Source organism: Pseudomonas sp. 18-147, assembly GCF_051048045.1.
GTDB classification, from domain to species: domain Bacteria; phylum Pseudomonadota; class Gammaproteobacteria; order Pseudomonadales; family Pseudomonadaceae; genus Pseudomonas; species Pseudomonas aeruginosa.
The window spans coordinates 2576178-2602052 of the sequence record NZ_CP182296.1 but is presented as its reverse complement, the minus strand read 5'-3'; the positions used below and the strand labels follow the sequence as shown (position 1 = coordinate 2602052).

The following is a 25875-nucleotide window of genomic DNA, read 5'->3' as shown; positions in this document are numbered from 1 at the left end:
ACCCGCCAGCCAAGGAGCCCCCAATGAGCACTACTCCCATCGACCCGATCGCTCTCTTCCAGCAGTTCGAACAGGACGTCGCGACATCGCTGCGCCTGCTCCTCGACAGCCAGGCACTGCGTCCCGGCGCCGCCGGCAACCTGAGCCTGCGCCTGCCCGGCCAGGAGCGCCTGCTGATCGCCGCCTTCAACGGTGATCAGCCAGGCTCCGCGCTGGCGCTGGACTTTGACCTGAGCAACGCCCAGGGAACCCCCAGCGATAACCTGCGCGAAGTGGCGGCCCTGCACGTGGCCATCTACCGCGAACGACCGCGCGCCACGGCAGTCATCCATACCCACTCGCCATTCCTCTCGGCATTCGCCATCGCCCGCCGCCCGCTGCCGGCCCACACCAACGCCCTGCTGTTCGGCATCGATGAAGACCAGGCGATCCCCGTCGCCGAATGGGGCCCGCGCTATGCCAGCGAACCCGTGGTCGCCGCGCTGCGCGAGCACCCCTGGACACCCGCCGTACTGCTGGCCAACCACGGTCCGTTCGCCTGGACGGAGGGTGGCGTACTGGCCGCCACGCGTCTGCTGGTCAACCTGGAAGAATCCGCGTACCTGAGCTTCCTCGCCGAGCAGCTGGGGGGAGCGCGCACCTTCCCCGCTGGCGCGGCAAAGCAGGTTCGCCAGGGTTGGAACAACCAATGAAAACGCAGTCGCGGGTCGCGTCCTGCCTGTTGCCCACTGCGTTGGCCGGCAGTCTTGCCCTGCTGGCCGGCCAGGTATCGGGCGAGCCGCTGCTGGAGCGGGCCATCGAGCGCGGCACGCTCAACGTCTGCACCGCCGACGAATTCCCTCCGTTCAAACGCTACGACAGCCACGGCCAGGCCAGCGGCCTGATCTACGACCTGATCGTCGACCTGCAGCACCGCCTCAGTACCCAGACCGGGCAGCCGTTGAAGCTGGAGCTGGTGCAGGTCACGCCACTCAATCGCCTGCTGTTCCTCAACCAGGGACGCTGCGAGTTGCTGGTGACTTCACTGCTGGACACCCCGGCGCGACGACGCGAAGTGGACTTCGCGGCCCCCGGCTACTACAGCTCCGCAGCCACTGTCTTCGCTGCGAAGCACACATCCATCGACAGCTGGGAAGCCCTGCGAGGAAAGACCCTGTGCGCACCGCTGACCAGTGTCTGGGTACGCCCCTACGAGGCGCGCTACGGCATCGAGTTCATTTCGTTCAGTGGCTTGCCGGAGATGCGCAAGGCACTTCTCGACGGCCGCTGCGTGGGCGCCCTGGGTGATGACGTGCTGTACCGCGCGCTGGCAGGCGAGCCGCAATGGCAGGACTTCGAAGTGAAGCTACCCGGGCAGGACCCGGCCCCCTGGGGTATCGCCCTTCGCAAGGACCAACCGCAGCTTCGGGACAGTGTCGGCGCCATCGTCCGCGACTGGCACGCCTCCGGTTACCTGATCGACCTCGAGCACCGCTATGGGCTGCCCGCCAACCCTTGGCTGGCCGAGCAGCACCAGCGCTTCGCCACGGCCAGCGTGCGGAGCGAGCCATGATCGAAAGCCTCAGCTTCTGGTTGGAAAACCCCGAGTGGCTGCACGTCCTGGACGATCCGCTGGATCGCCATCGCTACCTGCTGGGCTTCGCACACACCTTGATTCTGGCCGCTGGCAGTGCCCTCCTCGCCTTGTTCCTCGGCCTGGCTGGCGCCCTCCTGCATAGCTCGCGCGGACGACCTGTGCGCCTGCTGGTCGATGCCTATGTCGAAACGATGCGCAACTCGCCGCTGCTGGTGCAGCTGTTCCTGCTCTATTTCGGGGTGGGATCCCTCCTGCCTCAGGACGCCGGCGGACAGCCGCTGCTGGGCCGCACGGGCTGGGCGATCATCGCCATCGGGCTGCATTACGGTGCCTACCAGGTGGAGGCACTGCGCAGCGCACTGATCTCGGTTCCCGCAACCACCCTGGAGGCCGCAAGAGCGCTGGGCCTGAGTGAGCGCGATGTACGTCGTCACGTGCTCCTGCCGCAGGCGCTGCGCCTGGCGTTGCCTGAGCTGGGAAACGTAACGGTTCAGGTCGTCAAGGCTACCGCGGTGGCCTATGCGATTGCCGTACCGGAGCTTCTCTACGCCTCCAATCGCATCTGGGCCGATAACGGCAACATCGCGCAGATGATGCCCGTGCTGCTGATCAGCTACCTGCTGCTGGTGCTGGGCGTGACCGCACTCCAGCGCTGGTTCGAACACCGCCTGCGGATACCAGGCGAGGTGGGCGCATGAAGGCACTGCTTGCCACCTCTCGCCCCGCCTCCCGAGTCCCTTGGGGTCGCCTCACCATTGCGCTGCCGTTGACCCTGGGCACTTGCTTGCTCATCTGGCACTACCGCGATCCGCTACAGCTGCTCGTGCAATGGACTCCGCTGCTGCTTGGCGGCGCCGCGATGAACCTGCTCATGGGCGTGGTCGCCATGCTGCTGGCCAGCCTGGTCGGATGCGTGCTGGGCATACTGCAGCTGGCGCCCGGTATCGGCGGTCGGCTGGCGGCGGTGATCGTGCGCGGATTACGCAGCCTGCCCTGGCTGGTGGTGATGTTCTACGCCGCCTACCTGCTGCCCTATGAGCTGCACGTCGCAGGTCGCTGGCTGCAACTGCCCGATTGGCTCAAGGCCAGCGCCGGCCTCGCATTGCCGGCCTGCGGTTACGTCGCTGAGTTCGTTCGCGGCGCCCTGCTGGCCATCCCCGCCAACCAGTGGGACGCCGCCGCCGCGCTGTCGCTGAGCCGGTTCCAGCGGCTGCGCTGGGTGATCCTGCCGCAGGCTGTGCGTGGCCTTCTCGCGCCAGCCATGAACCTGTTCTGCACCCTGCTGATGGCTACCTCGCTGGCCAACCTGCTGGGCGTGGAGGAGCTGCTCACCCGCCTGCAGATGCTGCTCAACAGCCAGACCCGACCGGACCTGCTGCTGCCGGCATACCTCTATGCCTTCCTGGCCTTTTTCATCTGCGTGTATCCCCTTTCCCGCTATGCGCGCCGCCTGGAGCGGCGCTGGAGCCAACCACGATGAACGATGTCCGGATCACTGTCCGCGATCTCCACAAACGCTATGCCGACCACTGGGTGCTGCAGGGCATCTCATTCCAGGTGCGTCGCGCTGAGATCGCCTGCCTCATCGGCCCGTCCGGCTCGGGCAAGTCGACCCTGCTGCGAACCCTCAACGGTCTTGCCTCGTTCGACTCCGGCAGCATCGATGTCTGTGGCCTCGCAGTGGGTCGCGGCGCCGATCCGCGTCAGCTGCGACGCCACGTGGGCATGGTGTTCCAGAGCTACAACCTGTTCCCGCACCTGAGCGTGCTGCAGAACATCACGCTGGCGCCGATTCGCGTCCATGGCGAGGCACCGGCAAGCGCCCAGGCGCGGGCCCGCGACCTGCTCGCCCAGGTCAACCTGCACGGCAAGGAGCACGCCTATCCGGCGCAACTCTCCGGCGGCCAGCAGCAGCGCGTGGCCATCGCCCGAAGCCTGGCGATGCGCCCACAGGTCATGCTGTTCGACGAGGTGACGGCGGCACTGGATCCGGAAACCGTCGGCGAGGTCCAGGCTACCATCCGCTCCGTGGCGAACAGCGGCATGACCTGCCTGATCGTCACCCACGAGATGCGTTTCGCCCGGCAGATAGCCGACACGATCTATTTCACCGACGGCGGCCGGATCGTCGAGCAGGGTCCACCGGAAAACCTGCTCCACAGCCCCAGCGATCCGCGAACCCAACGCTTTCTCGGGTGGGTGCTCTGACATGTCCGGACCTCAGCGCCAGGACTGGCGGCCCGACACCCTGCTCACCCATTTGGGCCGCGATCCGGCCAGCCACGAAGGCACGGTGAATACACCGGTGTACCGTGCCTCGACCTTCCTCTGGGACTCTCCCGAGGTGCTCGAGGATTACCGGCGTCACGGTCAGGAGCCGGACTATCGCGGCCACCTCTACGGTCGCAATGGCAACCCCACCACCGCGGCGTTCGAGGACGCGGTCGCGGAGCTGGAAGGTGGCTTTCGCGGGCTGATCATGCCATCGGGGCTCGCAGCCATCGTCGGCGCGGTACTGGCGGTTGCGCGCAGCGGCGAGCACGTGCTGGTGACCGCCAACTGTTATTGGCATGCACGGCAGGTCTTCGACAGCCTGCTGCCGCGCTACGGCATTTCGGTGACCTACTTCGATCCCATGATCGGCGCGGAAATCGCTGGGCTCATCGGCTCGACCACCCGAGCCCTCTATCTGGAAGCACCCGGCTCCAATACCTTCGAGGTGCAGGACGTGCCGGGGCTGGCGGGCATCGCCCATGCCCATGGGCTGGCCGTGCTACTGGACAATACCTGGGCCACGCCACTGTTCTTCCGTCCCTTCGAGCATGGCGTGGACATTTCCATCCACGCCGCCACCAAGTACCTGGTGGGACATTCCGACGCCATGCTCGGGGTGATAGTGACCACTCGCGACTGGTTCGTGCCGGTACGCAACCTGGTGCGCGAAATGGGTTACATCGCCAGCGCCGACGACGCCTTCCTGGGCCTGCGCGGCCTGCGCACCCTGGGAGTGCGTCTGCGCCAGCACGAGCGCTCGGCGCTCGCCGTGGCACGCTGGCTGGCCACTCGTCCCGAAGTGCAGCGGGTGCTTCACCCGGCGCTGCCGGGGCATCCCGGCCATGAGGTCTGGAAACGTGACTTTCGCGGCGCCTCCGGCCTCTTCGGTGCCGTGCTCGCCGCCCAGCCGCAGGACCGCGTGGATGCCTTCCTGGCCCGCCTGCAGCTGTTCGCCCAGGGCGCCAGCTGGGGCGGCTACGAGAGCCTGATCCGCCAGCAATCCCCGCGCAGCAGCGCAGCCACGGAGCACCTGTTGCGCCTCCATGTCGGCCTCGAAGACCTGGATGATCTGCTGGCCGACCTGGAACAGGCGCTGCCCCTTCTTCACCCGCATGAAGCCACCTCGAACCCCAACGCAACAGACGGACAACCGGCCTGACGCTTTCCTTTTGCCTTCACAGGAGTTGTCCATGAGTCAATCGCCCATCATCGAAACCCTCTACAGCCTCTGCCCCCTGCCGATCGCCTCGAATGTGGCGGTCGAGTTCGGCTGGCTCGACGAAGAATTGCAGCGCGCCGGCGCTCGCCCGCGGTATCTGCGTTCGCTCCCGGAAAATCAGGGCTGGCTGGGTCACTTCCGCCATCATCACGACAACCTGATTCGCGACGGCGGCGCGGTGCCTCCGCTCTGGGCCCGAGCGGACCTGGCCGACACCCTGCTGGTGGCGACGACCGCCAGCCAGCGTCCTGGCCAGATCCTGGTGCGCGCCGGGGCCGGCCTGCGCCGAGTGGCGCAGTTGGCCGGCAGACGCATCGGCGTGGCCGCCAGTACCAACCCCGAACGAATCGACGTGGCCAACGCAGTGGCCGAACAGACCTTGCAGTACAGCCTGGAGCTAGCCGGGCTCGAGCGCGGCCAGGTGGAAGTCGTCCGCTTCGAGCAGGATGACCCTACGCATCTTCGCCCCGCCGAACGCCCGGCCGGCCTCTGGGCACAGCTGCGGGAGCACCACAACGGCGAACAGGCCGCACGCGCGCTCGCTGACGGTACCGTCGATGCTCTGGTGGTGCAGCCCTGGCAGGCGGCCGGGTTGACCCGTGAGGGCCGATTCACCGCCATTGAAGATCTCGACCTTTACCCGGACTGGACCTTGAAGAACATCAACGGTCCGCACGTCACTGTCGTCAACCGGCGCTTCGCCGAGGAGCACCCGCGGATCGTCGTGGCCTTTCTCAAGGCCGCCATTCGCGCAGGGCGCTGGATCAATGCCAACCCTCAGGCGGCTGCCGAGCTCTTCCCACGCTTCAGTGTGCTGGGTAATGCCGCGCTGGCGCGCCAGTGGCTGGCAGGGCAGAACCTGGTGCCCCAGCTGAGCCCGCGCAACCTCGCCGCCCTGGAATTGAAGAAGGATTTCCTGCGCCAACGCGGCTACCTGCAGAACGATTTCAGCGTCAGCGAATGGGCCGACGGCAGGTTCCTCGCAGAAGCCGCGCGCGAGCTCGGCGAGCATATCTCCCAACCCTGACCCCAGAGAAAAACCTCGCCGCATCCGGCCAGCCTCGCTGAGCCGGACGGCTTCTTACTGCCCAAAGAAAGTTAAGGCCGATCAATGAAAGCTCAGGCAATTAAACGGAAGTTACCAGCCCCCTGCTCCCTGCTCAGGGGTGTGCTTCTCTGCGGATTACCCTTGGCTGCGGCGCACGCCGAGGATGGCGATGCCCGGCTGGAAAAGGTCGAGGTGGTCGGAGCGCGCGTGACCGAAGCGAGCCTGGCTACCGGCGTCGACCACATCACCAGTACGCAGTCCATTTCCCACCAGGCCTTGCTTTCCGCCCCCGCGGGGACATCCGGCCTGAAGATGCTCGAGTCGCTGGCGGGCTTCAACGTGCAGGTGAACGATCCCCTGGGGCTCTACGAGTTCGGCAATTCGGTGTTCGTCCGCGCGTTCAACTTCCAGCAGATCGGCTTCTCCATCGACGGAGTGCCGCTGGGGCGCAGCGACCAGTTCGGCGGCAGCCCCATCTATCGCTACGTGGACAACGAGAACACCGAGCGAGTGACAGCCTCCACTGGCGCCGGCGACGTCTCCCAGCCAGGCTACGCATCGCTGGGCCCCTACGTCGACTATCAAACCCTGATGCCCGCGACCGAGGCCGGCATCAGCACCTCCTACAGCCTCGGCAGCGATGCCCTGCGGCGTAGCTTCGTGAAGCTCGAAAGCGGAGAACACGAGGGATTGTCGGCGTACGTCTCGCGCTCCAAGATCGATGGCGACCTTTGGCGGGGGCCCGGGACCATCGATCGCGAGCATGTCGAAACCAAGGTCCGATATCGCTTTGGCGCAGGTCACGAGCTAAGCCTGCGCAGCATCTACAACGACTTCTATGACTACGATTCGCCCTATGTCACCCTGGCCCAGTACCAGGGCTCGGCCGCGGACCCCTTCGGCCGCTCCGGGCGGGACTTTGCCTATATCGACTACCTGCCGCCCTTGCCACAGACAACTCCCGGCGTCCCCTACAGCAACACCGCTTACAACCAGTACTACAAGCAGGCGATCAACCAGCGACGCGACAACCTGACCACCCTACGCGGGAGTTTCGCCCTGACGCCGGACCTGCGCAGCGTTACCAGCCTCTACTACGAGGGAAAGCGCGGATACGGGGTATCGCCAGAAGCCTACGCGACCTCCGCCAAACTGCACAACGCGGAGGCCGGCAGCGTACCGGGGTTGTACGCGCCGCTTGGTGTGCAATATGGATTGTCGAAAATCAGCGGCCACCGCTACGGGCTTTCCCAGGCGCTGCAGTGGCAGCTTGGCGATCACTTCCTGGAGGCGGGCGCCTGGGTCGAGAAGGACGTGTTCAACCGCCTGCAGGCGCGCTACAACCTCACGGACGGCAGCCCCGCCGGGCAGCCGCTGCTGGATCAGCCCGTCCACCTGCAGGGCGACTTCACCTCCACCCGTGATTCCCTGCAGCTCGACCTGAAGGACACCTGGTCGCTGCTCGACGATCGCCTTCGCCTGCAGTACGGCTTCAAGCGCCTGGACCTGGACTACGAAATGGCGGGCTATCGCAACGCCGGCGATTACATTGCCGGTCGCCAGCCGCGTCTGTCGACCTCGTGGAATGACGACTTCCTGCCACAGGCGGGGCTGGTCTACGACCTGGATGGGCGTTCCCAGCTATTCGCCTCCTACTCGGAGAACATGGCCCTGCCCAGGGGCGCCGACGATGTCTACCGAGCCGCCAGCCCGAATGTCCCGGCACCGGAAGCCGAGCGGTCGAAGAACTACGAAGTCGGGTATCGCTTCAATCGACCGACCCTGAACGCCTCGCTGGCGCTCTACAGGACGGAGTTCGACAATCGCTTGCAGGCCTTCGCGGCTCCAGTTCCCGGCAGCAGCCAGGCGGAGACCTACTACCAGAACGTCGGGCGGGCCGTGGCATACGGCAGCGAGCTCAGCGGCCAATGGAAGCCACCGATTCCCGGCCAGGGGCTGGTCATCAACGGCAACGTCACCTACAACGTCGCCCACTTCAAGGATGACGCCGGCGGCCTGAAGCTCAGCGGCCACTCCCTCCCCGACAGCCCGCGCTGGCTTGCTCAGGCCGGCGCGACCTACGAGTTCTCGCCGTGGGCGGTGGGCAATCTCACCGCGCGCTACATCGACTCGCGGTACAGCAACTTCACCAACACCGAGTCGATCGGCGGCTACACGCTGTACAGCGCCTATCTCGATTTCGGCGGGAAACAGTGGGCGGGCGGGCCGTTGAAGAGCGTCAAGCTGCGTTTCAACGTCGACAACCTTTTCGACAAGAACTACCTCGGATTCATCCTCACCAGTCCTGACGGTCCGGCGCTGTTCCGGCCAGGGCCGCCCCGCAGTTTCCAGACCACCCTCAGCGCGGAGTTCTGACATGCAGAATTTCCTTCGTCTGATCGTTGTCGCTCTGCTGCTCAACGGTTCCGCGCCTGGTGCCCAGGCGCAGGAGGAGGTCTCGGCGCAGACGCTCGCCTTGCACCAGCGACTTCTGGTGCTGGACAGCCACCTGGACACCCCCATCCAGCTCTCCCGACCCGGCTGGAACATCCTGCAACGCCACAGCACGCTCGGCGACGGCAGCCAGGTCGACCTGCCCCGCATGCAGGAAGGCGGACTCGATGGCGGCTTCTGGGCGATCTACACCCCTCAGGGCGCAAGGACCGATGAGGGGCGCGCCCAAGCGAGTGCCTACGGCCTGGCAACGCTTACCCGGATTCATGATCTGGTCGAGCGGCATCCCGCTGAATTCGGACTGGCCAGGACCTCCGCGCAGGCCCGCGCGATTGCCGAACAGGGCCAGCGCGTGGTTTTCATCAGCATGGAGAACGCCGACCCGCTCAGCTCGGACCCCGCGCTGCTATGCACCTACTATCGGGGAGGATTGCGAATGCTCGGGCTGGTGCATTTCGCCAATAACGACCTGGCCGACTCGGCAACCGCCCTGCCCGAATGGCGTGGCCTCAGCCCCAGGGGGCGAGAGCTGGCTCAGCGGGCCGCACAGCTTGGCTTGCTGCTGGATGTCTCGCACGCCTCTGACGCTGTCTTCGACCAGTTGCTGGAGCTGTCCCCCGCCCCGCTGATCGCTTCCCACTCCAGCAGTCGCGCGGTCAATCGCCATCCGCGCAACCTCGATGATGAAAGGCTTCGCCGCCTGGCGGCCAAGGGTGGAGTCGTTCAAGTAAACACCTACAGCGACTACCTCATCCCACTGAAGGCAGAACCGGAGCGCGAACGTGCCCGCCTGCAGTTCTACGCGCGCTATCGCAACATGGCTGCCCTGAGCCCTGAGCAGGTTCAGCAACTTTACGCCGACATCCGCGAGGTGGATCGCAAGTACCAGCATCCGCGTGCGGATTTCGAGGTGTTCATGAAGCACCTGCTGCACATCCTCCAGGTGGTCGGACCGGAGCACGTCGGCATAGGCGCCGACTGGGATGGTGGCGGCGGTGTCACAGGCCTCGAGGACGTCAGTCAATTGCCAAGGATTACCCAGCGGCTTGTGGACGCGGGCTACTCAGAACAGGATCTCGCCAACATATGGGGCGGCAATCTGCTTCGCGTCCTCGACCAGGCGCAAAGGGCCGCGAATCCAGCAGCAGTAGAAAATTGTGCAGGCGGTTAGTGATCGTACGGGGGCACGGAGATGGCTGAAAGCCAGGAGCGGTCAACTAGGTGGAGAGCCACGTGGAATGAGTGTCGCCTCGATTTCAAATCTACTCAGCAACGCGGCGCCATCCGAAACGCCAAGTAGTTCATCGATCGCTGCGATTTTCCGGATCGCGTGGTCGAGCTGATAGTCGGCGTTTCTGTATGCAGCCTCCGCCTCGTTGTGGAGGGCATAGGCCATATGTGCCGCAACACGAACGCACATTGGAGCATCTGCTTCGCCGCCCAAATAATCAGCAAGCAGCGTCCTGATCTCAAGCAATGCGAGGGCGAGTAGCCTGGTCTGGTCAGTCTGCATAGAAGATCCCGCTCATTGAAACGATTGTGCGCAACGAATTTCGAAAGGAGGTACAAACTCGTAGACAGGCAGAAGCTAATGGCCGCTATGGGTCGGTAGCTGCCCCTGCGCAAAGCAACGTTTCCGCGCTGCCGATTGCCCATAGTCCCTCGCAACAGTCATCTTGAGTAGTTCCGGCAGATTGGCATGATCGGAATTAGAACTGGCGCGATGCGCTAGTGCCGCGGTGCCAAGCGCCCCTTAGCATCTCCCTACCCCATTGGTTTGAACCTAAAGCAGGAGATGTCATGGAATCCCGGACTGCATTGATTACCGGAGCCTCGAGCGGTATCGGACTGGAACTGGCGCGCATCCATGCAGGCAAGGGCGGCGATGTCGTGCTGGTGGCGCGTTCGCGCGACAAGCTGGAGGCCATAGAGCGAGAACTCCAGGCACAACACGGCGTGAAAACTTATGTCATCGCGGAAGATCTGGCCGATCCCGGCGCAGCGGATCGCATCTTCCGCGCCACTGAGTCCCTGGGATTAGCCATCGATGTCCTGATCAACAACGCAGGCTTCGGCGGGCACGGAAAGTTCGTCGAACGCGACCTGCGCGCTGACGAGGCCATGATGCAGGTGAACATGACGACCCTTACTTCGCTGACGCATCATTACCTCAAGGGCATGATTACGCGCAGGCGCGGGCGCATCCTGAATGTCTCATCGACCGCATCGTTCATGCCCGGCCCGCTGCAGGCGGTGTACTACGCAACCAAGGCCTACGTCACCTCGTTCACCCAGGCCATCGCCGAGGAGGTAAGGGAATACGGCGTGACGGCCACGGTATTGTGTCCGGGTGCGGTAGCAACCGGGTTCGTCGCGGCGGGTGACCTCCAGGGCGTCGATGTCTGGAAGAATGCCAGGACGGCGGAGTCCGTGGCGCAGTGCGGATACAAGGCGATGGAACGAGGTGAGCTGGTAGCCTTCAACGAATGCAAGTTGCGGCTCATGCTCGACTGGATCGTTCCTCTGTTGCCTCGTAGAACGGTGCTCAAAGTGTCGCGTCAGGCGATGGAGAAGACATCCTGAGCCAGGCTCGGGTGCCGGACGCTCAAGCCGGCCCGCTGATCTGCCGCCCAGATCTCCCAGTGCCCGCCAGCAACCCGACTCCAAGGGACATCTCGACCATGAAGCAAGCCAGGCATTTTGCCGTGCATCCCGGATGGAAACTGATTGCCGCCGATCTGGGAATAGCCGCCGGAGATCTGCTGACCCTGGCCGAGCTACCCGCCGACCTGTTCAGCCGCAAGGATGCAACGTTATCCCCGCCTGAATATTTCCGGCTTTTTGTTGGCCTCGAACAGTTGGTCGGCGAATCGCAGCTGCCTCTGCGTCTTGGCGGCGCCATTTCGGTAGAGGCTTTCGATCCGTCTCTTTTCGCCTGCCTGTGCAGCCCGAATCTCAATATCGCCCTCACTCGGCTTGCCCAATACAAGCGACTTTGCGGCCCCCTGGCGCTGGACGTCTACGTTCGCGACACGCACACGGAGGTCTTCATCGAATGCTACGGTTATGACCGCCCGCTGCCGCGTAGCCTCTGCGCCATGGAGCTGGTATTCCTCACCCACCTGGCGCGTCTTGCCACGCGGCAGAACATCGTTCCAATAGAGGCGGAGCTGGTGGCGCTACCGGGGCAGTCTCAGCCTTGCGAAGAGTTCCTCGGGTGTCGTCTGGAGCGAGGCAGGCGAAACCGAATTCGCTTCTCGGCAGAGGATGCGACCCGCCCGTTTCTCACGGAGAACGTCTCCATGTGGCAGTTCTTCGAGCCGGAACTGCAGACGAGGCTGTCGATGTTGGAGAGCGGAGCCAGCACGCGCGAACGGGTGCGCAGTGCACTGCTGGACATGTTGCCCAGCGGCCGGAGCAGCATCCAGGATATCTCCGAGCGTCTGGCGATGAGCAAACGCTCACTGCAACGCCACCTGGCGGACGAGGCCCTGAGCTACCAGGAGGTGCTGGATGACACTCGGGCAAGCCTGGCCCGCCACTACCTCTCCCGCTCGACCATTTCTCCAGGAGAAATCTCCTTTCTCATTGGCTTCCAGGATGCCAATTCATTCCTGCGGGCCTTCAAGTCCTGGACGGGCATGACTCCCGGGGAATACCGAAACCAGCACTACCATTAAAAGCAACAGCGCGGTGTCTGTTTCGGCTCGCTTGGGGACGCCTGGTTCAGCGGGACAACTAACGGCCAAAAGCGGTCATCTGGTGTCTGCAAAATCCGTGGCGATTCACCCGCTCGTTCGAATACGACTAAGAGATCCAAGCCAAGTCAGATCATGTTCTGATATCAGACTTCACTTATCTGAGCCCAAATCGAGCAAAGATCTCACTCAAAAAAATCTCAGTCCTACATCACTGCAATGACATACCACCAGGAGACTTCCCGACCATGTCATTGCATTGCCCTCGCTGCCGCTCGCTCAGGATCGCATCTGCAAATCCCGCCATGAAGTTCGGCATCATTGCCGGAACTCTCTGTGGCGCGGCTCGTGGCGCCTCAGCTGCGCTAGCAGCGAGTCGAGTCAGCTTAGCCAGCCCCCATGTCAGCCAGCTAAGCATCTCTCTCGGATCATTATCCGGTGCCATCCTCGGAGCTCTGGCCGGCGCCATCAGTGGCTGCACATTCGGCGCCCAAGTCGGTGAGCAGCTCGATCGCTATGCGCTAGCCAACAACATCTGCCTGACCTGCGGTATTCGCTTCAACCTACCGATCTGATCGGCCGCCTCTTCCCAATTCAACCCTCTTAATCCTCCCGCCGGTGCTGCGCATGACGCAGCGCTTTATGCCGGCTATTGCCCAAAGGAAACTCATCATGGCTCATCTTGTAGAAAGCATGGCTTATGTCGGCGCAACTCCCTGGCACGGTCTGGGTAACCGCTTATCTCAGCGACAACCGCTGGAGGTCTGGCAGCGTGAAGCTGGAATGGACTGGCAGATCCAGGAAAGCCCCGTTCACTTCAAATCAGACGCCGCTGGCCACCTCGGCAGCATCCACTCCTTCCCTGAGCAGAAGGTGCTCTATCGCTCCGACACCAAAGCGCCACTCTCGGTCGTCTCTCAACGCTACCAAGTCGTGCAACCGCGAGAGGTGCTGGAGTTCTACCGGGACCTCACACAAGTCTCCGGCTACGAGCTTGAAACCGCCGGCGTGCTCAAAGGCGGTCGTAAGTTTTGGGCACTGGCTCGCACCGGACAGAACACCTCGCTGAAGGGCAACGACCTGGTTAACGGTTATCTGCTGTTGGCTACGTCCTGCGACGGGACTCTGGCTACCACTGCAACTCCGACAACTGTGCGGGTCGTGTGCAACAACACCCTCACCATCGCCGTCGACGGCGCCACCCGAGCGATCAAAGTCCCGCACAGCACCCGCTTCGACGCTCAGGCTGTGAAGAAGCAACTGGGCATCGCAGTCTCGCAATGGGACGAGTTCATGTATCGCATGCGCATCCTGGCCGATCGCAAAGTGCGGTCGAACGAGGCACTGAACTACTTCATGGGGGTGATGTGCGACACGTCCCTCAGCAGCGAAATTCCAGAAAAGCTGGTCAACGAGCGCGCCATGCGCAAAGTGCAGAGCTTGTATGAAGGCCGCGGACGTGGCTCGCAGCTGGAGGCAGCGAACGGCACTGCATGGGGACTGTTAAATGCAGTTACTGAGTACGTTGATCACGAGCGCCGCGCTCGCAGCAATGAGTACCGCATGGACTCAGCGTGGTTTGGTCAGGGTGCGGTGATCAAGCAGAAGGCGTTGGATGCTGCTCTGGCGCTTGCAGCCTGACTAAGTAGATACGGCCAGAAAAAGCGATGACTCCGATCCCGGGTTCAGCGCTTTTTCTTTGGAGGCTTCAGCCTGGTAGCTAATCGTTCGATTGTCTCTAGCAACAACTGGCGATCCTCTGCCGCCAACGGCTCCAACAAATCATGGATGCGTCCTGCTTGCTCGACTGCACGAGGGCTCGCCTCGGTCAGTAGCTCCGACAATTCGCATTCGAAGATGGTAGCGAACTCAATAAGGCGCTCAATGTTGGGCTTTCTCAGCCCGCGCTCAATCCGAGATACCGCCTCATTGCCTATACCGAGCAGCTCAGCGACATCATCCTGAGTCAACCCCTTCCGCTTTCTGTGCCTCGCAATCGCCTGCCCTGTTAGCACTGCTAGTCGTTGCAAGTCTTCATCGTTATTCATAGCCCCTCCACTCACCCCGAATGGTTGGACAACACCCCATTTGACAGGAAGAGCCAGAAAGACCGAACATCAACCAACTTGGCCTATTTTACCCCCAATGAGGGCACATTCATGCGTGGAACAGGAGGCTTGGAAGAACGGCCGGATTGCAGAGAGAGTTGCCCCCGGACACACGCCATCAACAACAAATCATTGAACTAGCCGTAAGCGAGGGGCTGGCGCTTGGCCTGACGGTTTCGACGAAAAGAATTCGTCTGGCGGGCGACAAGCCATCTCTCCCACAACAGATCCATCCAGCAGGGAAAATTCAGAGAGGGAAACCCATGAAAATCGCAGTACTCGTAGCCATGCTTTTGGCTACAGCAGCAACGGCCACTCAAGCAGCTAACAACGTCATGCCCTGTTCGAAGCCGTGGAACCTGAAAAACTCGCCATTTGACGGTCTATTCACTGCCGCGGAGGGGCCGGCCAGCACATGCTTGCCGCTCGATGCTCCTAAAGTCGCTCGCCTCGTCATGCCCAATGGTGAGGTGCGGTTCGTCTCTGGCTTCAAGCCGGTCACCTGTGGTGATGATGGAATCTGCGCCTTGGGCAAGGATTTCTATGGCAGCGCGCCCAAGGGGAACTATGTCGTCGCGGCAGGTTGGTACATGGGAGTCGACACGGCCGGCAACCCGGTTTCCTATGCCAATGGCACGGGCCCCGGCTTCAACGGGAAACGTCAGACCGCCAACTCTCTAGGCAAGCGAGAGCCTGGTGAAAAATTCCATGCCGTCTGCCCTATCAACGACAGCGACTACTGCACCGTCGATACGGCCTTGGGCCTTGTCACTGTGAAACTGGCCAGCCTGCCAGTTATTGGCATTCCGGCCGTCAACGAAGCGGATGTGGCAGCCAAAGGAGGGAACTGCGACTCCCTGCCCATGTGCTACGACAAGAACGGCCATCAGATCGGCGTGAATGCCGACATGCTCCCTAAGAAATAACCCCCTAAATCCCCCAAAGCACTGTGGAAGCCAGCTTCTGCAGCGAGCTCGCTCACCCTAAGGAAATGTCATGAGCACCAGTTTTGATAACGCCCAATCCACCGGCATCGACTCGACCGGCAAGCAATGGCACTACGAACAAAACGGAGAACGCAAAGGCGGCTTCGATCAGCAGCAAATCATCGACCTGATTCGCAGTGGAACGCTGACCCACGGCTCGATGGTTTGGAAAAAAGGCATGACCGCATGGGCCAAGATCGAGCAAACCGAGCTTCGCCAGCACCTGGACGAGTTTGGGCCGCCGCCCCTCACCGGCTCCGGCGTGAACAACAAGATTGCCTGGCTGATCGCCTTCGCTCCGATCATTGGCTACCTACTGGAGTCTTTTATCGCTGGCCTGTTCGGCGCGAATGAAGCGCAGTGGGAACGAGCCATGTCGGAGAACCGCTATTGGTACGTCACCCTCGCGTTGAACATCGCCTTGTCGGTGCTCGACTCCAAACGACTCAAGCAAGCCGGCTATGACGTCAGCCGCTTCAAAGGCTGGGTATTCGTGGTCCCGGTCTATCTGTATCAGCGATCCAAGCTGCTGAACCAGAACCTCGCCTACTTCATCACCTGGATCGTCTGCTTCTTCATCAGCATTGGTGCTCATCAGGGCTAAGCCTTACGCGCCAAATTCCACTCCCAAAGCACGCCCGGCCGGTGAAAACCCGCCGGGCTTTTTTATGCCCGGAGGCTCATATGGCCCATGTCTATTTCACCCCCAGTGAAGAACCCCCACGCCCTGCCCTGCGCCTGGTTAGCACCAAGGATTTGTCTCGCGATGACTGGCTTGCTGTTCGCAAACGCGGAATTGGAAGCTCGGATGCAGCGGCTGCCGTAGGTCTCAACCCCTACAAATCGCAACTGGAATTGTGGTTGGAGAAAACAGGGCGTGACTCTGGCTTGCCCAAGAGCGATGTGAACGATGAGGAAAGTCCGACCTACTGGGGCAACATCCTCGAGTCGATCGTCGCGAGACACTACACCCAACGCACCGGCAATCGCGTACGCCGTATCAATGCCGTACTGCAGCATTCCGACGCCAAGCTCGACTGGATGTTGGCCAACGTTGATCGCGAAGTTATCGGCGCGGAGGACGTGCAGATCCTCGAGTGCAAAACCGCCGGCATCAATGGAGCGCGCCTCTGGAAAGAAGGCGTACCGGTCTATGTGCAACTGCAGGTGATGCACCAGCTGGCGGTCACAGGGAAGCAGGCGGCAGATGTCGCCGTGCTGCTCGGCGGGCAGCACTTGGAGATTCACCGTATCGAGCGCGATGACGAACTCATCCATTGGCTGATCGAATTGGAGAAGGAGTTCTGGGGCTACGTTCAACGTGACACCCCACCACCAGCAGATGGGTCAGAGTCAGCGGACCGTGCTCTGCGCTTCCTGTACCCCCAGGATCAGGGGCGCACGCTGGACTTCTCTGAGGATGTCGCTCTGTCAGCCGCGTTCGAAGAGTTGAAATCTGTACGCGCCACCCTCGAGCGGCAGAGCAAACGCGAGGCGGAGCTGAAGCAGCAACTGCAGCAAGCCATGGGAGATGCAAGTCGAGCAGTCTTCGCTAACGGCACGGTGTCCTGGCGCAAGGCCAAAGACAGCGTAACGCTCGATGTATCCCAACTGCTTAAAGAGAAGCCCTACCTACTCGCACGCTACCCCACCACGAAAATCGGCAGCCGCCGGTTCCTGATTCTCTGAGCTCGATTCCCCCATTGGCCACCCTGGTGCTTTCCGCGCCAGGGTGGCCTTTTTTATTCCCCCACTGGAGAACCACCAATGCTCAAAGGCTTGGCCATTACCCCGCCGGTGCTCGGGCGGATTTCCATCGGTAAGGTCGTCGAGAAAAACGGCAAGCGCCTGCCGGAAAAGGACGATCAATTCACCATCACCTCGCAGATCCAGGTGCGCGACAACTGGCTAATGCACCCCATCGACGAGGAGCTTCGCAAAGCTCAAGGCGGCAAAATTCGAAGCATTCCGGTTCGTCTGCTGTTCAACGCCCCTGATCTCAACTTTCGTGCCGAGTACTGCCTGTTCGATAGGCAGACGGGCCGCCCCTTGTGCGTCGGTAATGGAGAGAGCTGTAAACGTCGCAGCAAAGAGGGAATTGACTCTCTCCCCTGCCCTTCGCCCGACGGCTGCCCACTAGCCATAGGAGGAGCCTGTAAGCCGTATGGTCGACTCAATGTAGCCATAGGCGATGAGGACACGCTGGGCAGCTTCGTATTCCGTACAACCGGCTTCAACAGCATCCGTACGTTGGCAGCGCGCCTGCAGTATCTCCAGGCTATTTCTGGGGATCGCTTGGCCTGCCTTCCATTGGAGTTGCACGTGCGAGGCAAGTCCACGCAGCAGAGCCATGGGCTGCCAATCTTCTACGTCGATATCACCGTGCGTAGTGGCATGTCGATGGATCAGGCCCTGCAGCATGCTCGAGAAATCGAAGAGGCACGAAAGCAGTCTGGATTTGACCAGAACGCTCTGGACGCAGCGGCGCGATTGGGCTTCGCCAACGGCGCCTTCGAGGAGAGCGAAGAAGAAGGAGAAGCCATAGTGGAAGAACTCTTTCCTGAACCTCCAAACACCACGACCACATCGCCGACTACTGCAGACGCACTTGCTAACGACTGCACGCGCCCCACGCTAACGGCACGACTTCGCGATCGTGCCAAGGCGAGCAGTCAACAACTCACTGATTAACGAATACAGGAACTGGACCCGGCTTAGAGCCGGCCCTCACGTTCAGGAGTACGAACCATGCTTAGCCTCACCCGCAGCGTCGGCAAAACGATCCGAATTGGCGATGACATCGAGATCGTCATTCTTCGCATCAGAGGTAACCAGGTGCGCGTCGGAGTCTCCGCACCGCCCCACATCACGGTGCATCGAGAGGAGGTCTATCAACGTATCCACGCAGATAAGCAGCAAGACACTTCACCGGCCGCCTTTTAAGAGTCCTGCCATGGGGCTGCTGAAATTTCTAGGTCTGCTGTTTATGCTGGTCAGCATCTTCGCCGGCAGCGCAGCTGTAGTGGCACTGATGATTCTTGCCGTGCGCTACTGGCCGTTAATGCTAGTCATCGTAATGACTCTCGCTGTGTTTCAGCTTGCGTCCAAGCGCACGCGCGCTGCTCGGCGTTAGATCGTCATAAGTAGGAGCCCGATGGGCTCCTACTTAATTTTATTTTTTGATCGACAGACAGCTTCCGGCCGATTCTGTTGAAAAAGTAGGTTTAGCGGCGGCCTGCCGATCAGGTGTGCCTGCTGTCGAAGTGACTGCAAGCCACTTCAGGTTGCCTTTCGGCGTTTCGCTGAGCGTCCTTGCTCAGGCCTGAGGGTTAATTTGAAGGTTTCTGCTCTCAGCAGGCGTACCTATCCCGTGAGCGGTGGCCCTTGAGGCAAAAGCTTGGCCATGCGTCGCAGGTTCTGCACCGCCGCCGCCAAAGTGAATTCGTCAGTGGCACCTGTCAGGCCGCGCAGTCGTAAACGATCGAGTTTCATGATCCGTTTGAGGTGGGCGAACAGCATCTCCACCTTCTTTCGTTCGCAGCGAGAGACGAGGTATTCCGGTGTCTTGGCGATGCGCCTGGCCACATCGCGGGCAGCCTCATGGATACTGCGGACGATCTTCCGATTCGGCGTGTTGGGGCAGCATTTCGCTTTCAGCGGACAGGTAGTGCAGTCGGTTTGGCTGGAGCGATAAATGATGGTGTGGGCCTTGGTCACCCGCGATCTTTTCTGGGTGAAGGCGCGCCACTCACTGCGTAGTGGTTTGCCGGCTGGGCAGCGGTATTCATTGGCCTCCTGGTTCCAGTGGAAGTCGTTACTGGAGAGGCTGTCGTCCTTGCGCTCAGTCTTGTCCCACACCGGCACATGCGGCTCGATGTCCTTTTCTTCGACCATCCAGGCCAGCATCGGGGCGGTGCCATAAGCGGTATCGCCGATAAGGCGTTCCGGTGTGAGATCGAACTGAGCTTTGACACGCTCAACCATCGTCCTAGTCGAATCGACTTCGGCGGTACGGTGCGCCGGGGTAGCTTCCACGTCCATGATCACACCGTGCTCAGTGTCGATCAGGTAATTCGTGGAGTAGGCAAAAAAGGCCGGCCCACCTGGCGCTGCTGTCCAACGGGACTGAGGATCTGTGAGCGAAATTTTCTTGGGAAGAGCCTCAGCCAGCGCCTCTTCATCAAGGGCTTCGAGGTACTCGCGCACTGCGCGGCTGCTGAGCTTTGGATCGTTCCAATCGACCTCATCTCCCGCTACCCCACGTTGCCGGCTGGCATCCGCCTTGATGATGCTAGCGTCGACGGCAAAACCTTCGCCCTTGACTAGGCCGGCTGCCATGCAACGCCGCAGCACCTCATTGAACAACCAGCGGAACAGATCGCTGTCACGAAAACGCCCATGGCGATTCTTCGAGAAGGTCGAGTGATTGGGGACTTCGTCTTCCAGACCCAGCCGGCAGAACCAGCGATAGGCCAGGTTCAGGTGCACCTCTTCGCACAATCGCCGCTCGGAACGAATGCCATAGCAGTAGCCGACGACCAGCATGCGCACCATCAATTCCGGGTCAATCGAGGGGCGTCCGATGGGACTATAGAAGTCCGCCAGGTAGGCGCGCAGATCACTAAGATCCAGGCACTGGTCGATGCTGCGCAGGAGGTGTTGAGCCGGGACGTGATCTTCTAGGTTGAACGAGTAGAACAGGCGCTGCTGTCCTCCCGGTAACTGCCCCATCATGCTGTTCGCCCCCACGCTCGCTGACAGAGCAATTTTGCCAACGGTATGGAGAGGCCGCTACTTTTTCAACAGAATCGGCCATGAGCAGTCATTTGCTGCCAACGGAGTCACTCTAGGCTCCTGCCTCGCTAGCATCAGTATCGTGGCCTGCCCCCGATTGTTTACGTTTGACAGCCATGGAGAGTGGGGGTAATTTCTCAGCTCGCATGGCTGACCCCATGTCCATAGGCCACCTATGGGAATCAAACAGTCGTAAAAGCGAACAAGCTGTACATCAGAGTAAATGAGGCACATTCCCAAATGGGCAAAGTGACTTTGTTTAGTGGCCTGACAATGTCCAAAAGCCCCAATTTTGGAGAACGTGCTCATGAACACGAAATCAGCAAACCTGCAAGAATTTACCCTGACAATCCTAGGGGAAAATCACCCTCCGATTCGCCAGAAGGTCTTTGACAGTAAAGACTTCATCTTGCCCGGCACTCGGGTTGGCGTTGAAAACCGTGAACCTAAAAGCCGTAAAGAGAAGATGGACGCCTGGGTTCAGGCCCCACTGTCTGAGCGGCAAATTGAGATCACGGGAATGATGGGGAAGCCGAACCCGTTCCACCATCTTTCCAAGGCGGTTGATACCTCCCAGCTCACGCTTTCGATTCCTCACCAGGGCATCAAGATCAAGGTCGAAGACTTCCGCGAGGAAGCTCTGAAGGCTGCTCCTGAAGGAACGAAGATAGGCGTAGCTTTCGACACCTACGCAAAATCGCAATACGACCGCTCTTATTCTGATCTGGTCAGCGATGCTCGCAACAAGGTGATCGCCCGGTTCAAGGCCGCATTCGCGGAGAACCTTGATCACGACCCGATGAGCGATGAGTACCACACAGACAAGGATATTTTCCTGCACCATCCTGTCTGGGCGCCTCAAAGCTCAATTAAGGAATACAAGTCGCTCGCGAAGCAAGGTCATGTGTACTCCCAATACCTGGCCGGTGTATTCCTTGCATCGAGCGCTGGTGGCTACAAGGCTGAGTGTGTTGAGTACCTGCTGATGGCGTACGAAAACAAGCAGCCCGAAGCTATGCGTGTACTCGCTGAGTTCCTGCATTTCAAAAACGACTACTACGGTGCTACGCAGTGTGCGCTTCTGTCTATTGACGGCGGCGATGACTACTCGAAGGAAATCGTTCGTGAAGTGCTGGGCAATGCCTCTCACCAGGTGATGCAGACGAGTCGTGGTGTAGCACCACTCAGCTTTGTGATCATCGAGACACTCCGTGCAAACGGATTCGACTCGATCCTGAGAGAGCATTTCACCGAGTTCAATCCTGATCCACAGTCTGAAATTCGTATTCCTGGTTTTCTCAAAGGGGGCCGGTCATGAGCGGCGTTCAAATGTGGGATAGCAACAGCTCTGACAAAGAGCAGGAAGAGTTTGAGTGCCTCGACTGCGGGTGCACCACATCCGAGGCTGATTTCGAGTCAGTCGACGATGAGCTAAATCCGCAACGTCCCCGCTGCCCTGACTGTCAGAGCTCGCTCCGGATCTCCCGCGCAACGTGCGACTGTGGTGAGCCGGCGACTCATGAGGTTGAGTCAGGGTTCGTTTGCGACGATTGCCATGACCACTATGTCAGCGGGTACATGCGGGACTAATGCTTAGGGGTGTGGGGCGTGCATAATTGCTCGCACGCTCCCACATGCCAATGATACTTCGAGCATTCGACTGTCCAGCTCACTGTATAAGCGGCCACCGTCCGCTTTCGGCTGTGGATTCAACCGGTGAACGCAACACACTGAACCTTGCATGAGCAGGAGGAGTGTTGCAGATGAAGCAAAGACCTCGGATCTACTACACCGAAAGCCAGAAGGCGTTGATGTGGGATCGTTGGAAAGCAGGTGATTCGCTCCAGCAGATTGCGCAGCTATTCGACCGAAACCATTCCTCGATCCAAGGGATTCTTGCGGAGACAGGCGGCATCCGCCCAATCGCGCGACGACGTTCCAGGTTGGCGCTAACACTGGTTGAACGCGAGGAGATTTCGAGAGCACTTGCCGTTGGCCAGTCGATTCGGCATATCGCGATGCGTCTGGAGCGAGCCCCATCCACCATCAGCCGTGAGATCAACCGTAACGGTGGTTGCCGAAGCTACCGCGCCAACCAGGCTGATCAGGCGGCATGGGACAGGGCTCGTCGCCCAAAGCTTTGCAAGCTTGTCCAGTCCCCAAAGTTGGCGCAGCTTGTTGCGGAGAAGCTTCAGAACCAGTGGTCGCCCGAGCAGATTGCTGGGTGGTTGAAGCGTACTTACCCGGACGTGGCCTACCAGGTGTCGCACGAGACCATCTACCGCAGCCTATTCATCCAGGCCCGTGGCGCATTGAAGAAAGAATTACTGGAGTATCTGCGCCGTAGTCGTTATACGCCGGTCACGTCATCACACCCAGAAAACCGGTAACCATGGCCGTATCAGCGATACGACTTCCATCAGCGAGCGGCCGGCCATCGTTGAAGATCGTGCAGTACCAGGACACTGGGAAGGCGATTTGTTGTGCGGCAGCAAGAACAGTCAGATCGCCACGCTGGTTGAGCGCCACAGCCGCTATGTGATGCTGGTGAAAGTGAATGGAAAGGACACCGAGACAGTGGTGAATGCACTGATCGAGAATGCTCAGCGATTGCCTCAGGAGCTCTACCAATCCCTGACCTGGGATCGAGGCAAGGAGATGGCTGCTCACAAGCGATTCACTCTGGCGACGGATATCCAGGTCTACTTTTGTGATCCACAGAATCCTTGGCAGCGCGGGACGAATGAAAACACCAACGGCCTGCTACGGCAGTACTTCCCGAAGGGCACTGATCTCTGCTGTACTCGCAGGACGCGCTGGACAAAGTCGCTCGGCAGTTGAACGAGCGACCCAGAAAAACCTTGGGGTACTCAACTCCCGCCGAGTGTTTTAACCAGGCTGTTGCGTCGATCGGTTGAATCCACAGCTGTGGACGGACGCTGGTGGCAGGCCGCTATCGGCCGAGGCTGTGTAAAAACGCTCGAGCAATTTTGAGGTTCACGTTGCTACGTGAAATCTGAAGAAATTTTCCCAGTTGGCTCGCCCTGAACTCGCAAGAAAACGCGAAATTTGCTCGTTTTCTGAGCAGCTATCGTTTTCGAGAACGTTTTTACACAGGCTGGGCTGTTTGGAGCCGGTCACGATCGGTTTAACCCACAATCCATTGCAGCCGTTCGTGGGTGGCCTAAGTCGGACAGGAGCGGACGTTTAGATCAAGAAAAATAAACCTTTCCCCATTTTTCTGTCCCAATTTTTCCCCAATATTTCAGGTATCTAGGGGTGGAAAAGCTCTATGGTGCTGGTGCAGGCTCAGATCGGCGTTATATATGAGGGCTGGGTGTATTAGATTCATTTCTGGAAATCGCGACTCTTTCATGTATCGGTAGAACAGAACCGAAAACAGAGGGTCATTTGCAGATCTTTCTCTCAGATCCGCAAAACGTTTGTTGCGCTCTTCAAGTGCATCAGCACACTCTGAGTCGATCTGTTGCTGAACTTCGCAATTACCAACTGGTTTTGGTAGCACAACAGGTGTCCAGTGAAAGGTTTCTGCAAGAGTTTTTTTTGTATGCCCTTGCGTAAGCTTTTCGTACATATCATCGTGAAACTTTCTCTCCTCAGGAGAAAGACTCATGATGCGTATTTCTGACTCGATTTTGCTAACCATGGCGCCGAGAAAGATCTGCTCATGGCTAATTGAATTCCTAAAATCTGAAGTGGCAGTCTTCTTCAAGCTTGCGTCACTGATGCTCTGAGCGAAACTCGATACGCCATTTGTGAGGTCATTGAGGTAGTGCGATACAGGTTTTCGTCTAGAAATAGGCTTTGAGCTTGGGGGGGCTACCGCCGTGGCGGGCGCGAAAGCAAAGTCCTTGACCCGCCGGATAGCTTCGGATGAGTTATTGAAAACTACACTTGCCGGTATCCGTAGAACACTATAGCCATTGGCCGCAGAGTATTCATCTCGGATACGATCGCGCTCAATCTGCTCGGGGGATGAGTGATATGTTGCACCATCAATCTCGACGATGTACTTGTTGTTCAGTAAGAAATCAAATCGATACTTTCCAAACTTGAACTGAATTTGCATGGATAGTCTTGGAGAGACTAGAACTCCTTTTTTCGGATAAAAATTGAACTCCTTAACCATTGTCTTTAGAAATTTCTCTTCGGCCGGAGACTCGCAGCCTTTGAGGAATAGATCGAGCCAGTCGCTGTCCTCAGATGTCGCGTCGGCCCATGTTCGGGGTGGCGGTACGCTTTCCATCTTGGGTGATCTGAAGTTTACGAAAATTTCCCACGCAAGTATAAGTGTGAGGAGCAAGACGTATGGAAATATGAAGCATAGTGGCAATGTAACGGCCAGTAACCCAAGTCTAATCCATAGTTTATTTTCAGAGTTTCCATTCATGCAGAGCATCCATGCTATTGTTAAAGTTCTTAGTGGCCGGCCCGGGGTATGTTCGGGGCTTGCAAGAATTTCTGCCCGACTTTCGATTAGCTAAATTTTCACTAGAGAATATCACATATTAAGCTATCTCGCTAATAGATGTCGTTGAATCAATTATTAATGACTTCGAAAAAATAGATAATAATGGCAGGAGAATCAATAACTACTGGCTCAACGTGCTTAGTTCGATCTTCTCGCAGCCTACGAAGTGAGGTGTCGCGCCATCGAGGCATTGGCCGGCACCATCTGTAGAACCAACTCGGGCATCAGCGTCAACACCGCCCAAGCGGCGAATATCACGGCCCTCGTTCAGGCCATACAAAATGCGGGCAACAATAAGAACTTCAGCGCAGACTTCAACGGCGCGCAGTTGACAGCAGATAACCTGCAGCAAGCGCTGACTGCAGCGGGGACTAAGACCAAGATCAGTGTTAACACTGCTCAAGCAGTGAACATCAATACCATGCTTCAACTTCTCTCTATTGCCGGGGCTAGCAAACTCTTCAGCGCCACATTCAACGGCGCGCAATTAACGGCAAACAACCTTCAACAAGCCGTCAGCAAAGCTGGGGCGAACACGACGATCATTGTCGCAAGCGCTCAAAGCGCCCCCATCGCTACTCTGCTGGATGTCATCGGAACTGCGGGCTAATGCCCCTTCGCAGGTACTCACTGAGTACCTGCGCTCTCCATCAATTCATTCGAGTACGGATTTCAACCAATCTGCCATCGACAAAGCGCAGGTATTGATATGCCCCATTGCTGGGGCCATATACCCAATTCTCAATTGTTGCAGCGCCTTTTGCTACGTAACCATTAGCGTCGACAGCAGGGCCCACAACCTGACGCTGCGCTGGCTGACCACACTTTCTAATCACATCAACTATCAATTCGCCTTCGCTTATCAAATTACTTCCGCAACGCATTGTGGCTGCTTGAGTAGATGTCGCAGCAAAAGTAAGCAAGCCAAACAACAAACCAGTGCAAGATTCCCTAAACCTCATAACGTACTCCTTGAGACATAATCCGCCAGAAAATCGGCACGCCTTAAGACTACCACATCATTGCACCCGAGCGTCATTACACACGTCAACATTGGCACACGTCTCGGTAATGGCTACTGACGAGTATAAGAAGGGAGCCATTGGTCGTTAAAGGCTCCGTCAAATTACTTGAGGTGAGTTGATCCAGACAGCGGAGCACTTCCACGGAAACCGGCGTTCTGCTCGCTCCATTCGTCGTGTTCATTGCCTGGTTCATTTATCGCA

26 protein-coding genes and 1 pseudogene are annotated in these 25875 nt (G+C 59.4%); 22 read left to right on the top strand and 5 right to left on the bottom strand.

Features of this window, described 5'->3' with window-relative positions; translation table 11 throughout:
- Positions 1-23 precede the first annotated feature (23 nt).
- The 9 genes from ACM0M4_RS12650 to ACM0M4_RS12610 all read left to right on the top strand — a co-directional run bounded on the left by ACM0M4_RS12650 (position 24) and on the right by ACM0M4_RS12610 (position 9742).
- Positions 24-692 (top strand): class II aldolase/adducin family protein, encoded by a 669-nt coding sequence (locus ACM0M4_RS12650; RefSeq protein ID WP_052153511.1) that lies wholly within the window; start codon positions 24-26, stop codon positions 690-692.
- A complete protein-coding gene (locus ACM0M4_RS12645; protein ID WP_052153509.1) occupies positions 689-1552 on the top strand; it encodes a transporter substrate-binding domain-containing protein in 864 nt (287 codons plus the stop codon). The genes ACM0M4_RS12650 and ACM0M4_RS12645 overlap by 4 nt, the downstream gene beginning before the upstream one ends.
- A complete protein-coding gene (locus tag ACM0M4_RS12640) occupies positions 1549-2274 on the top strand; it encodes an amino acid ABC transporter permease (protein ID WP_017516937.1) in 726 nt (241 codons plus the stop codon). The genes ACM0M4_RS12645 and ACM0M4_RS12640 overlap by 4 nt, the downstream gene beginning before the upstream one ends.
- The gene (locus ACM0M4_RS12635; protein ID WP_017516938.1) at positions 2271-3056 is read left to right on the top strand and encodes an amino acid ABC transporter permease; all 786 of its coding nucleotides are present in this window, start codon (positions 2271-2273) and stop codon (positions 3054-3056) included. Before ACM0M4_RS12640 ends, ACM0M4_RS12635 begins: the two co-directional genes overlap by 4 nt.
- On the top strand, positions 3053-3784 hold the full coding sequence (locus tag ACM0M4_RS12630; protein WP_052153504.1) for an amino acid ABC transporter ATP-binding protein: 732 nt from the start codon (positions 3053-3055) through the stop codon (positions 3782-3784). Before ACM0M4_RS12635 ends, ACM0M4_RS12630 begins: the two co-directional genes overlap by 4 nt.
- Position 3785: 1 nt before the next feature.
- Positions 3786-5009 carry a cystathionine beta-lyase gene (gene metC / locus ACM0M4_RS12625; RefSeq protein WP_033992013.1) on the top strand — a complete coding sequence of 408 codons (1224 nt, stop codon included), beginning with the start codon at positions 3786-3788 and terminating at the stop codon, positions 5007-5009.
- A gap of 31 nt (positions 5010-5040) precedes the next feature.
- The gene (locus ACM0M4_RS12620; protein ID WP_052153503.1) at positions 5041-6096 is read left to right on the top strand and encodes an ABC transporter substrate-binding protein; all 1056 of its coding nucleotides are present in this window, start codon (positions 5041-5043) and stop codon (positions 6094-6096) included.
- A 162-nt stretch (positions 6097-6258) separates the two neighbouring features.
- On the top strand, positions 6259-8493 hold the full coding sequence (locus tag ACM0M4_RS12615) for a TonB-dependent receptor (protein ID WP_033992008.1): 2235 nt from the start codon (positions 6259-6261) through the stop codon (positions 8491-8493).
- A gap of 1 nt (position 8494) precedes the next feature.
- Positions 8495-9742: a dipeptidase gene (locus ACM0M4_RS12610; protein ID WP_033992007.1), complete on the top strand. Its 1248-nt coding sequence runs from the start codon at positions 8495-8497 to the stop codon at positions 9740-9742.
- A 42-nt stretch (positions 9743-9784) separates the two neighbouring features.
- On the opposite strand, the gene ACM0M4_RS12605 is transcribed toward ACM0M4_RS12610, so the two are convergent.
- Positions 9785-10084, bottom strand: a complete 300-nt coding sequence (locus tag ACM0M4_RS12605) for a hypothetical protein (protein ID WP_033992005.1) — start codon at positions 10082-10084, stop codon at positions 9785-9787.
- A 287-nt stretch (positions 10085-10371) separates the two neighbouring features.
- Between ACM0M4_RS12605 and ACM0M4_RS12600 the strand changes: the two genes are divergently transcribed.
- The 4 genes from ACM0M4_RS12600 to ACM0M4_RS12585 all read left to right on the top strand — a co-directional run bounded on the left by ACM0M4_RS12600 (position 10372) and on the right by ACM0M4_RS12585 (position 13910).
- The gene (locus tag ACM0M4_RS12600; RefSeq protein ID WP_033992004.1) at positions 10372-11154 is read left to right on the top strand and encodes an SDR family NAD(P)-dependent oxidoreductase; all 783 of its coding nucleotides are present in this window, start codon (positions 10372-10374) and stop codon (positions 11152-11154) included.
- Positions 11155-11252: 98 nt separating this feature from the next.
- A complete protein-coding gene (locus ACM0M4_RS12595) occupies positions 11253-12251 on the top strand; it encodes an AraC family transcriptional regulator (RefSeq protein ID WP_033992002.1) in 999 nt (332 codons plus the stop codon).
- A gap of 323 nt (positions 12252-12574) precedes the next feature.
- The gene (locus tag ACM0M4_RS12590) at positions 12575-12844 is read left to right on the top strand and encodes a hypothetical protein (RefSeq protein ID WP_172402895.1); all 270 of its coding nucleotides are present in this window, start codon (positions 12575-12577) and stop codon (positions 12842-12844) included.
- Between the two features lie 97 nt (positions 12845-12941).
- On the top strand, positions 12942-13910 hold the full coding sequence (locus ACM0M4_RS12585; RefSeq protein WP_031690906.1) for a DUF932 domain-containing protein: 969 nt from the start codon (positions 12942-12944) through the stop codon (positions 13908-13910).
- Between the two features lie 44 nt (positions 13911-13954).
- On the opposite strand, the gene ACM0M4_RS12580 is transcribed toward ACM0M4_RS12585, so the two are convergent.
- On the bottom strand, positions 13955-14317 hold the full coding sequence (locus tag ACM0M4_RS12580; RefSeq protein ID WP_031690905.1) for a helix-turn-helix domain-containing protein: 363 nt from the start codon (positions 14315-14317) through the stop codon (positions 13955-13957).
- Between the two features lie 146 nt (positions 14318-14463).
- Between ACM0M4_RS12580 and ACM0M4_RS12575 the strand changes: the two genes are divergently transcribed.
- The 6 genes from ACM0M4_RS12575 (at position 14464) to ACM0M4_RS12550 (ending at position 18496) form a co-directional block, all read left to right on the top strand.
- Positions 14464-15303, top strand: a complete 840-nt coding sequence (locus ACM0M4_RS12575; RefSeq protein ID WP_124101424.1) for a hypothetical protein — start codon at positions 14464-14466, stop codon at positions 15301-15303.
- A gap of 70 nt (positions 15304-15373) precedes the next feature.
- On the top strand, positions 15374-15967 hold the full coding sequence (locus tag ACM0M4_RS12570; RefSeq protein WP_049950714.1) for a DUF4339 domain-containing protein: 594 nt from the start codon (positions 15374-15376) through the stop codon (positions 15965-15967).
- 80 nt (positions 15968-16047) lie between these two features.
- Positions 16048-17052, top strand: a complete 1005-nt coding sequence (locus tag ACM0M4_RS12565) for a YqaJ viral recombinase family protein (RefSeq protein ID WP_049950713.1) — start codon at positions 16048-16050, stop codon at positions 17050-17052.
- A 78-nt stretch (positions 17053-17130) separates the two neighbouring features.
- Positions 17131-18054, top strand: coding sequence for a hypothetical protein (locus ACM0M4_RS12560; RefSeq protein ID WP_031690901.1), 924 nt, complete (start codon positions 17131-17133; stop codon positions 18052-18054).
- A gap of 57 nt (positions 18055-18111) precedes the next feature.
- Entirely contained in the window at positions 18112-18306 is a 195-nt protein-coding gene (gene csrA / locus ACM0M4_RS12555; protein WP_031690900.1) for a carbon storage regulator CsrA, read from the top strand.
- Between the two features lie 10 nt (positions 18307-18316).
- Positions 18317-18496 carry a hypothetical protein gene (locus ACM0M4_RS12550; protein ID WP_033992001.1) on the top strand — a complete coding sequence of 60 codons (180 nt, stop codon included), beginning with the start codon at positions 18317-18319 and terminating at the stop codon, positions 18494-18496.
- A gap of 230 nt (positions 18497-18726) precedes the next feature.
- Here the strand turns inward: ACM0M4_RS12550 and ACM0M4_RS12545 are convergent, their stop codons facing one another.
- Positions 18727-20097 carry an IS1182-like element ISCfr1 family transposase gene (locus tag ACM0M4_RS12545; protein WP_065285146.1) on the bottom strand — a complete coding sequence of 457 codons (1371 nt, stop codon included), beginning with the start codon at positions 20095-20097 and terminating at the stop codon, positions 18727-18729.
- A gap of 367 nt (positions 20098-20464) precedes the next feature.
- On the opposite strand from ACM0M4_RS12545, the gene ACM0M4_RS12540 reads away from it, so the two are divergent.
- Both ACM0M4_RS12540 and ACM0M4_RS12535 read left to right on the top strand, forming a co-directional pair.
- Positions 20465-21475 carry a hypothetical protein gene (locus ACM0M4_RS12540; protein WP_059303338.1) on the top strand — a complete coding sequence of 337 codons (1011 nt, stop codon included), beginning with the start codon at positions 20465-20467 and terminating at the stop codon, positions 21473-21475.
- Positions 21476-21920: 445 nt separating this feature from the next.
- Positions 21921-23075, top strand: a pseudogene (locus ACM0M4_RS12535) (IS30 family transposase).
- Positions 23076-23422: 347 nt separating this feature from the next.
- On the opposite strand, the gene ACM0M4_RS12530 reads toward ACM0M4_RS12535, so the two are convergent.
- The gene (locus tag ACM0M4_RS12530; protein ID WP_161789998.1) at positions 23423-24424 is read right to left on the bottom strand and encodes an endonuclease domain-containing protein; all 1002 of its coding nucleotides are present in this window, start codon (positions 24422-24424) and stop codon (positions 23423-23425) included.
- Positions 24425-24839: 415 nt separating this feature from the next.
- On the opposite strand from ACM0M4_RS12530, the gene ACM0M4_RS12525 reads away from it, so the two are divergent.
- The gene (locus ACM0M4_RS12525) at positions 24840-25259 is read left to right on the top strand and encodes a hypothetical protein (protein WP_171889858.1); all 420 of its coding nucleotides are present in this window, start codon (positions 24840-24842) and stop codon (positions 25257-25259) included.
- A gap of 40 nt (positions 25260-25299) precedes the next feature.
- Here ACM0M4_RS12525 and ACM0M4_RS12520 read toward each other — a convergent pair whose 3' ends face one another.
- Complete coding sequence (locus tag ACM0M4_RS12520) at positions 25300-25611, bottom strand: DUF2845 domain-containing protein (RefSeq protein WP_078451190.1); 312 nt, start codon at positions 25609-25611, stop codon at positions 25300-25302.
- Positions 25612-25875 lie beyond the last annotated feature (264 nt).

Excerpts from the sequence above, each read along its gene's own strand:
- ACM0M4_RS12640 (WP_017516937.1), top strand. The coding sequence starts at position 1,549 with ATGATCGAAAGCCTCAGCTTCTGGTTGGAAAACCCCGAGTGGCTGCAC.
- ACM0M4_RS12540 (WP_059303338.1), top strand. The coding sequence starts at position 20,465 with ATGAACACGAAATCAGCAAACCTGCAAGAATTTACCCTGACAATCCTA.
- ACM0M4_RS12565 (WP_049950713.1), top strand. The coding sequence starts at position 16,048 with ATGGCCCATGTCTATTTCACCCCCAGTGAAGAACCCCCACGCCCTGCC.
- ACM0M4_RS12585 (WP_031690906.1), top strand. The coding sequence starts at position 12,942 with ATGGCTCATCTTGTAGAAAGCATGGCTTATGTCGGCGCAACTCCCTGG.
- ACM0M4_RS12520 (WP_078451190.1), bottom strand. The coding sequence starts at position 25,611 with ATGAGGTTTAGGGAATCTTGCACTGGTTTGTTGTTTGGCTTGCTTACT.
- ACM0M4_RS12590 (WP_172402895.1), top strand. The coding sequence starts at position 12,575 with ATGAAGTTCGGCATCATTGCCGGAACTCTCTGTGGCGCGGCTCGTGGC.
- ACM0M4_RS12580 (WP_031690905.1), bottom strand. The coding sequence starts at position 14,317 with ATGAATAACGATGAAGACTTGCAACGACTAGCAGTGCTAACAGGGCAG.
- ACM0M4_RS12620 (WP_052153503.1), top strand. The coding sequence starts at position 5,041 with ATGAGTCAATCGCCCATCATCGAAACCCTCTACAGCCTCTGCCCCCTG.
- csrA (WP_031690900.1), top strand. The coding sequence starts at position 18,112 with ATGCTTAGCCTCACCCGCAGCGTCGGCAAAACGATCCGAATTGGCGAT.
- ACM0M4_RS12650 (WP_052153511.1), top strand. The coding sequence starts at position 24 with ATGAGCACTACTCCCATCGACCCGATCGCTCTCTTCCAGCAGTTCGAA.
- ACM0M4_RS12635 (WP_017516938.1), top strand. The coding sequence starts at position 2,271 with ATGAAGGCACTGCTTGCCACCTCTCGCCCCGCCTCCCGAGTCCCTTGG.
- ACM0M4_RS12570 (WP_049950714.1), top strand. The coding sequence starts at position 15,374 with ATGAGCACCAGTTTTGATAACGCCCAATCCACCGGCATCGACTCGACC.
- ACM0M4_RS12610 (WP_033992007.1), top strand. The coding sequence starts at position 8,495 with ATGCAGAATTTCCTTCGTCTGATCGTTGTCGCTCTGCTGCTCAACGGT.
- metC (WP_033992013.1), top strand. The coding sequence starts at position 3,786 with ATGTCCGGACCTCAGCGCCAGGACTGGCGGCCCGACACCCTGCTCACC.
- ACM0M4_RS12530 (WP_161789998.1), bottom strand. The coding sequence starts at position 24,424 with ATGGAAAGCGTACCGCCACCCCGAACATGGGCCGACGCGACATCTGAG.
- ACM0M4_RS12600 (WP_033992004.1), top strand. The coding sequence starts at position 10,372 with ATGGAATCCCGGACTGCATTGATTACCGGAGCCTCGAGCGGTATCGGA.
- ACM0M4_RS12560 (WP_031690901.1), top strand. The coding sequence starts at position 17,131 with ATGCTCAAAGGCTTGGCCATTACCCCGCCGGTGCTCGGGCGGATTTCC.
- ACM0M4_RS12645 (WP_052153509.1), top strand. The coding sequence starts at position 689 with ATGAAAACGCAGTCGCGGGTCGCGTCCTGCCTGTTGCCCACTGCGTTG.
- ACM0M4_RS12545 (WP_065285146.1), bottom strand. The coding sequence starts at position 20,097 with ATGATGGGGCAGTTACCGGGAGGACAGCAGCGCCTGTTCTACTCGTTC.
- ACM0M4_RS12605 (WP_033992005.1), bottom strand. The coding sequence starts at position 10,084 with ATGCAGACTGACCAGACCAGGCTACTCGCCCTCGCATTGCTTGAGATC.
- ACM0M4_RS12550 (WP_033992001.1), top strand. The coding sequence starts at position 18,317 with ATGGGGCTGCTGAAATTTCTAGGTCTGCTGTTTATGCTGGTCAGCATC.
- ACM0M4_RS12630 (WP_052153504.1), top strand. The coding sequence starts at position 3,053 with ATGAACGATGTCCGGATCACTGTCCGCGATCTCCACAAACGCTATGCC.
- ACM0M4_RS12595 (WP_033992002.1), top strand. The coding sequence starts at position 11,253 with ATGAAGCAAGCCAGGCATTTTGCCGTGCATCCCGGATGGAAACTGATT.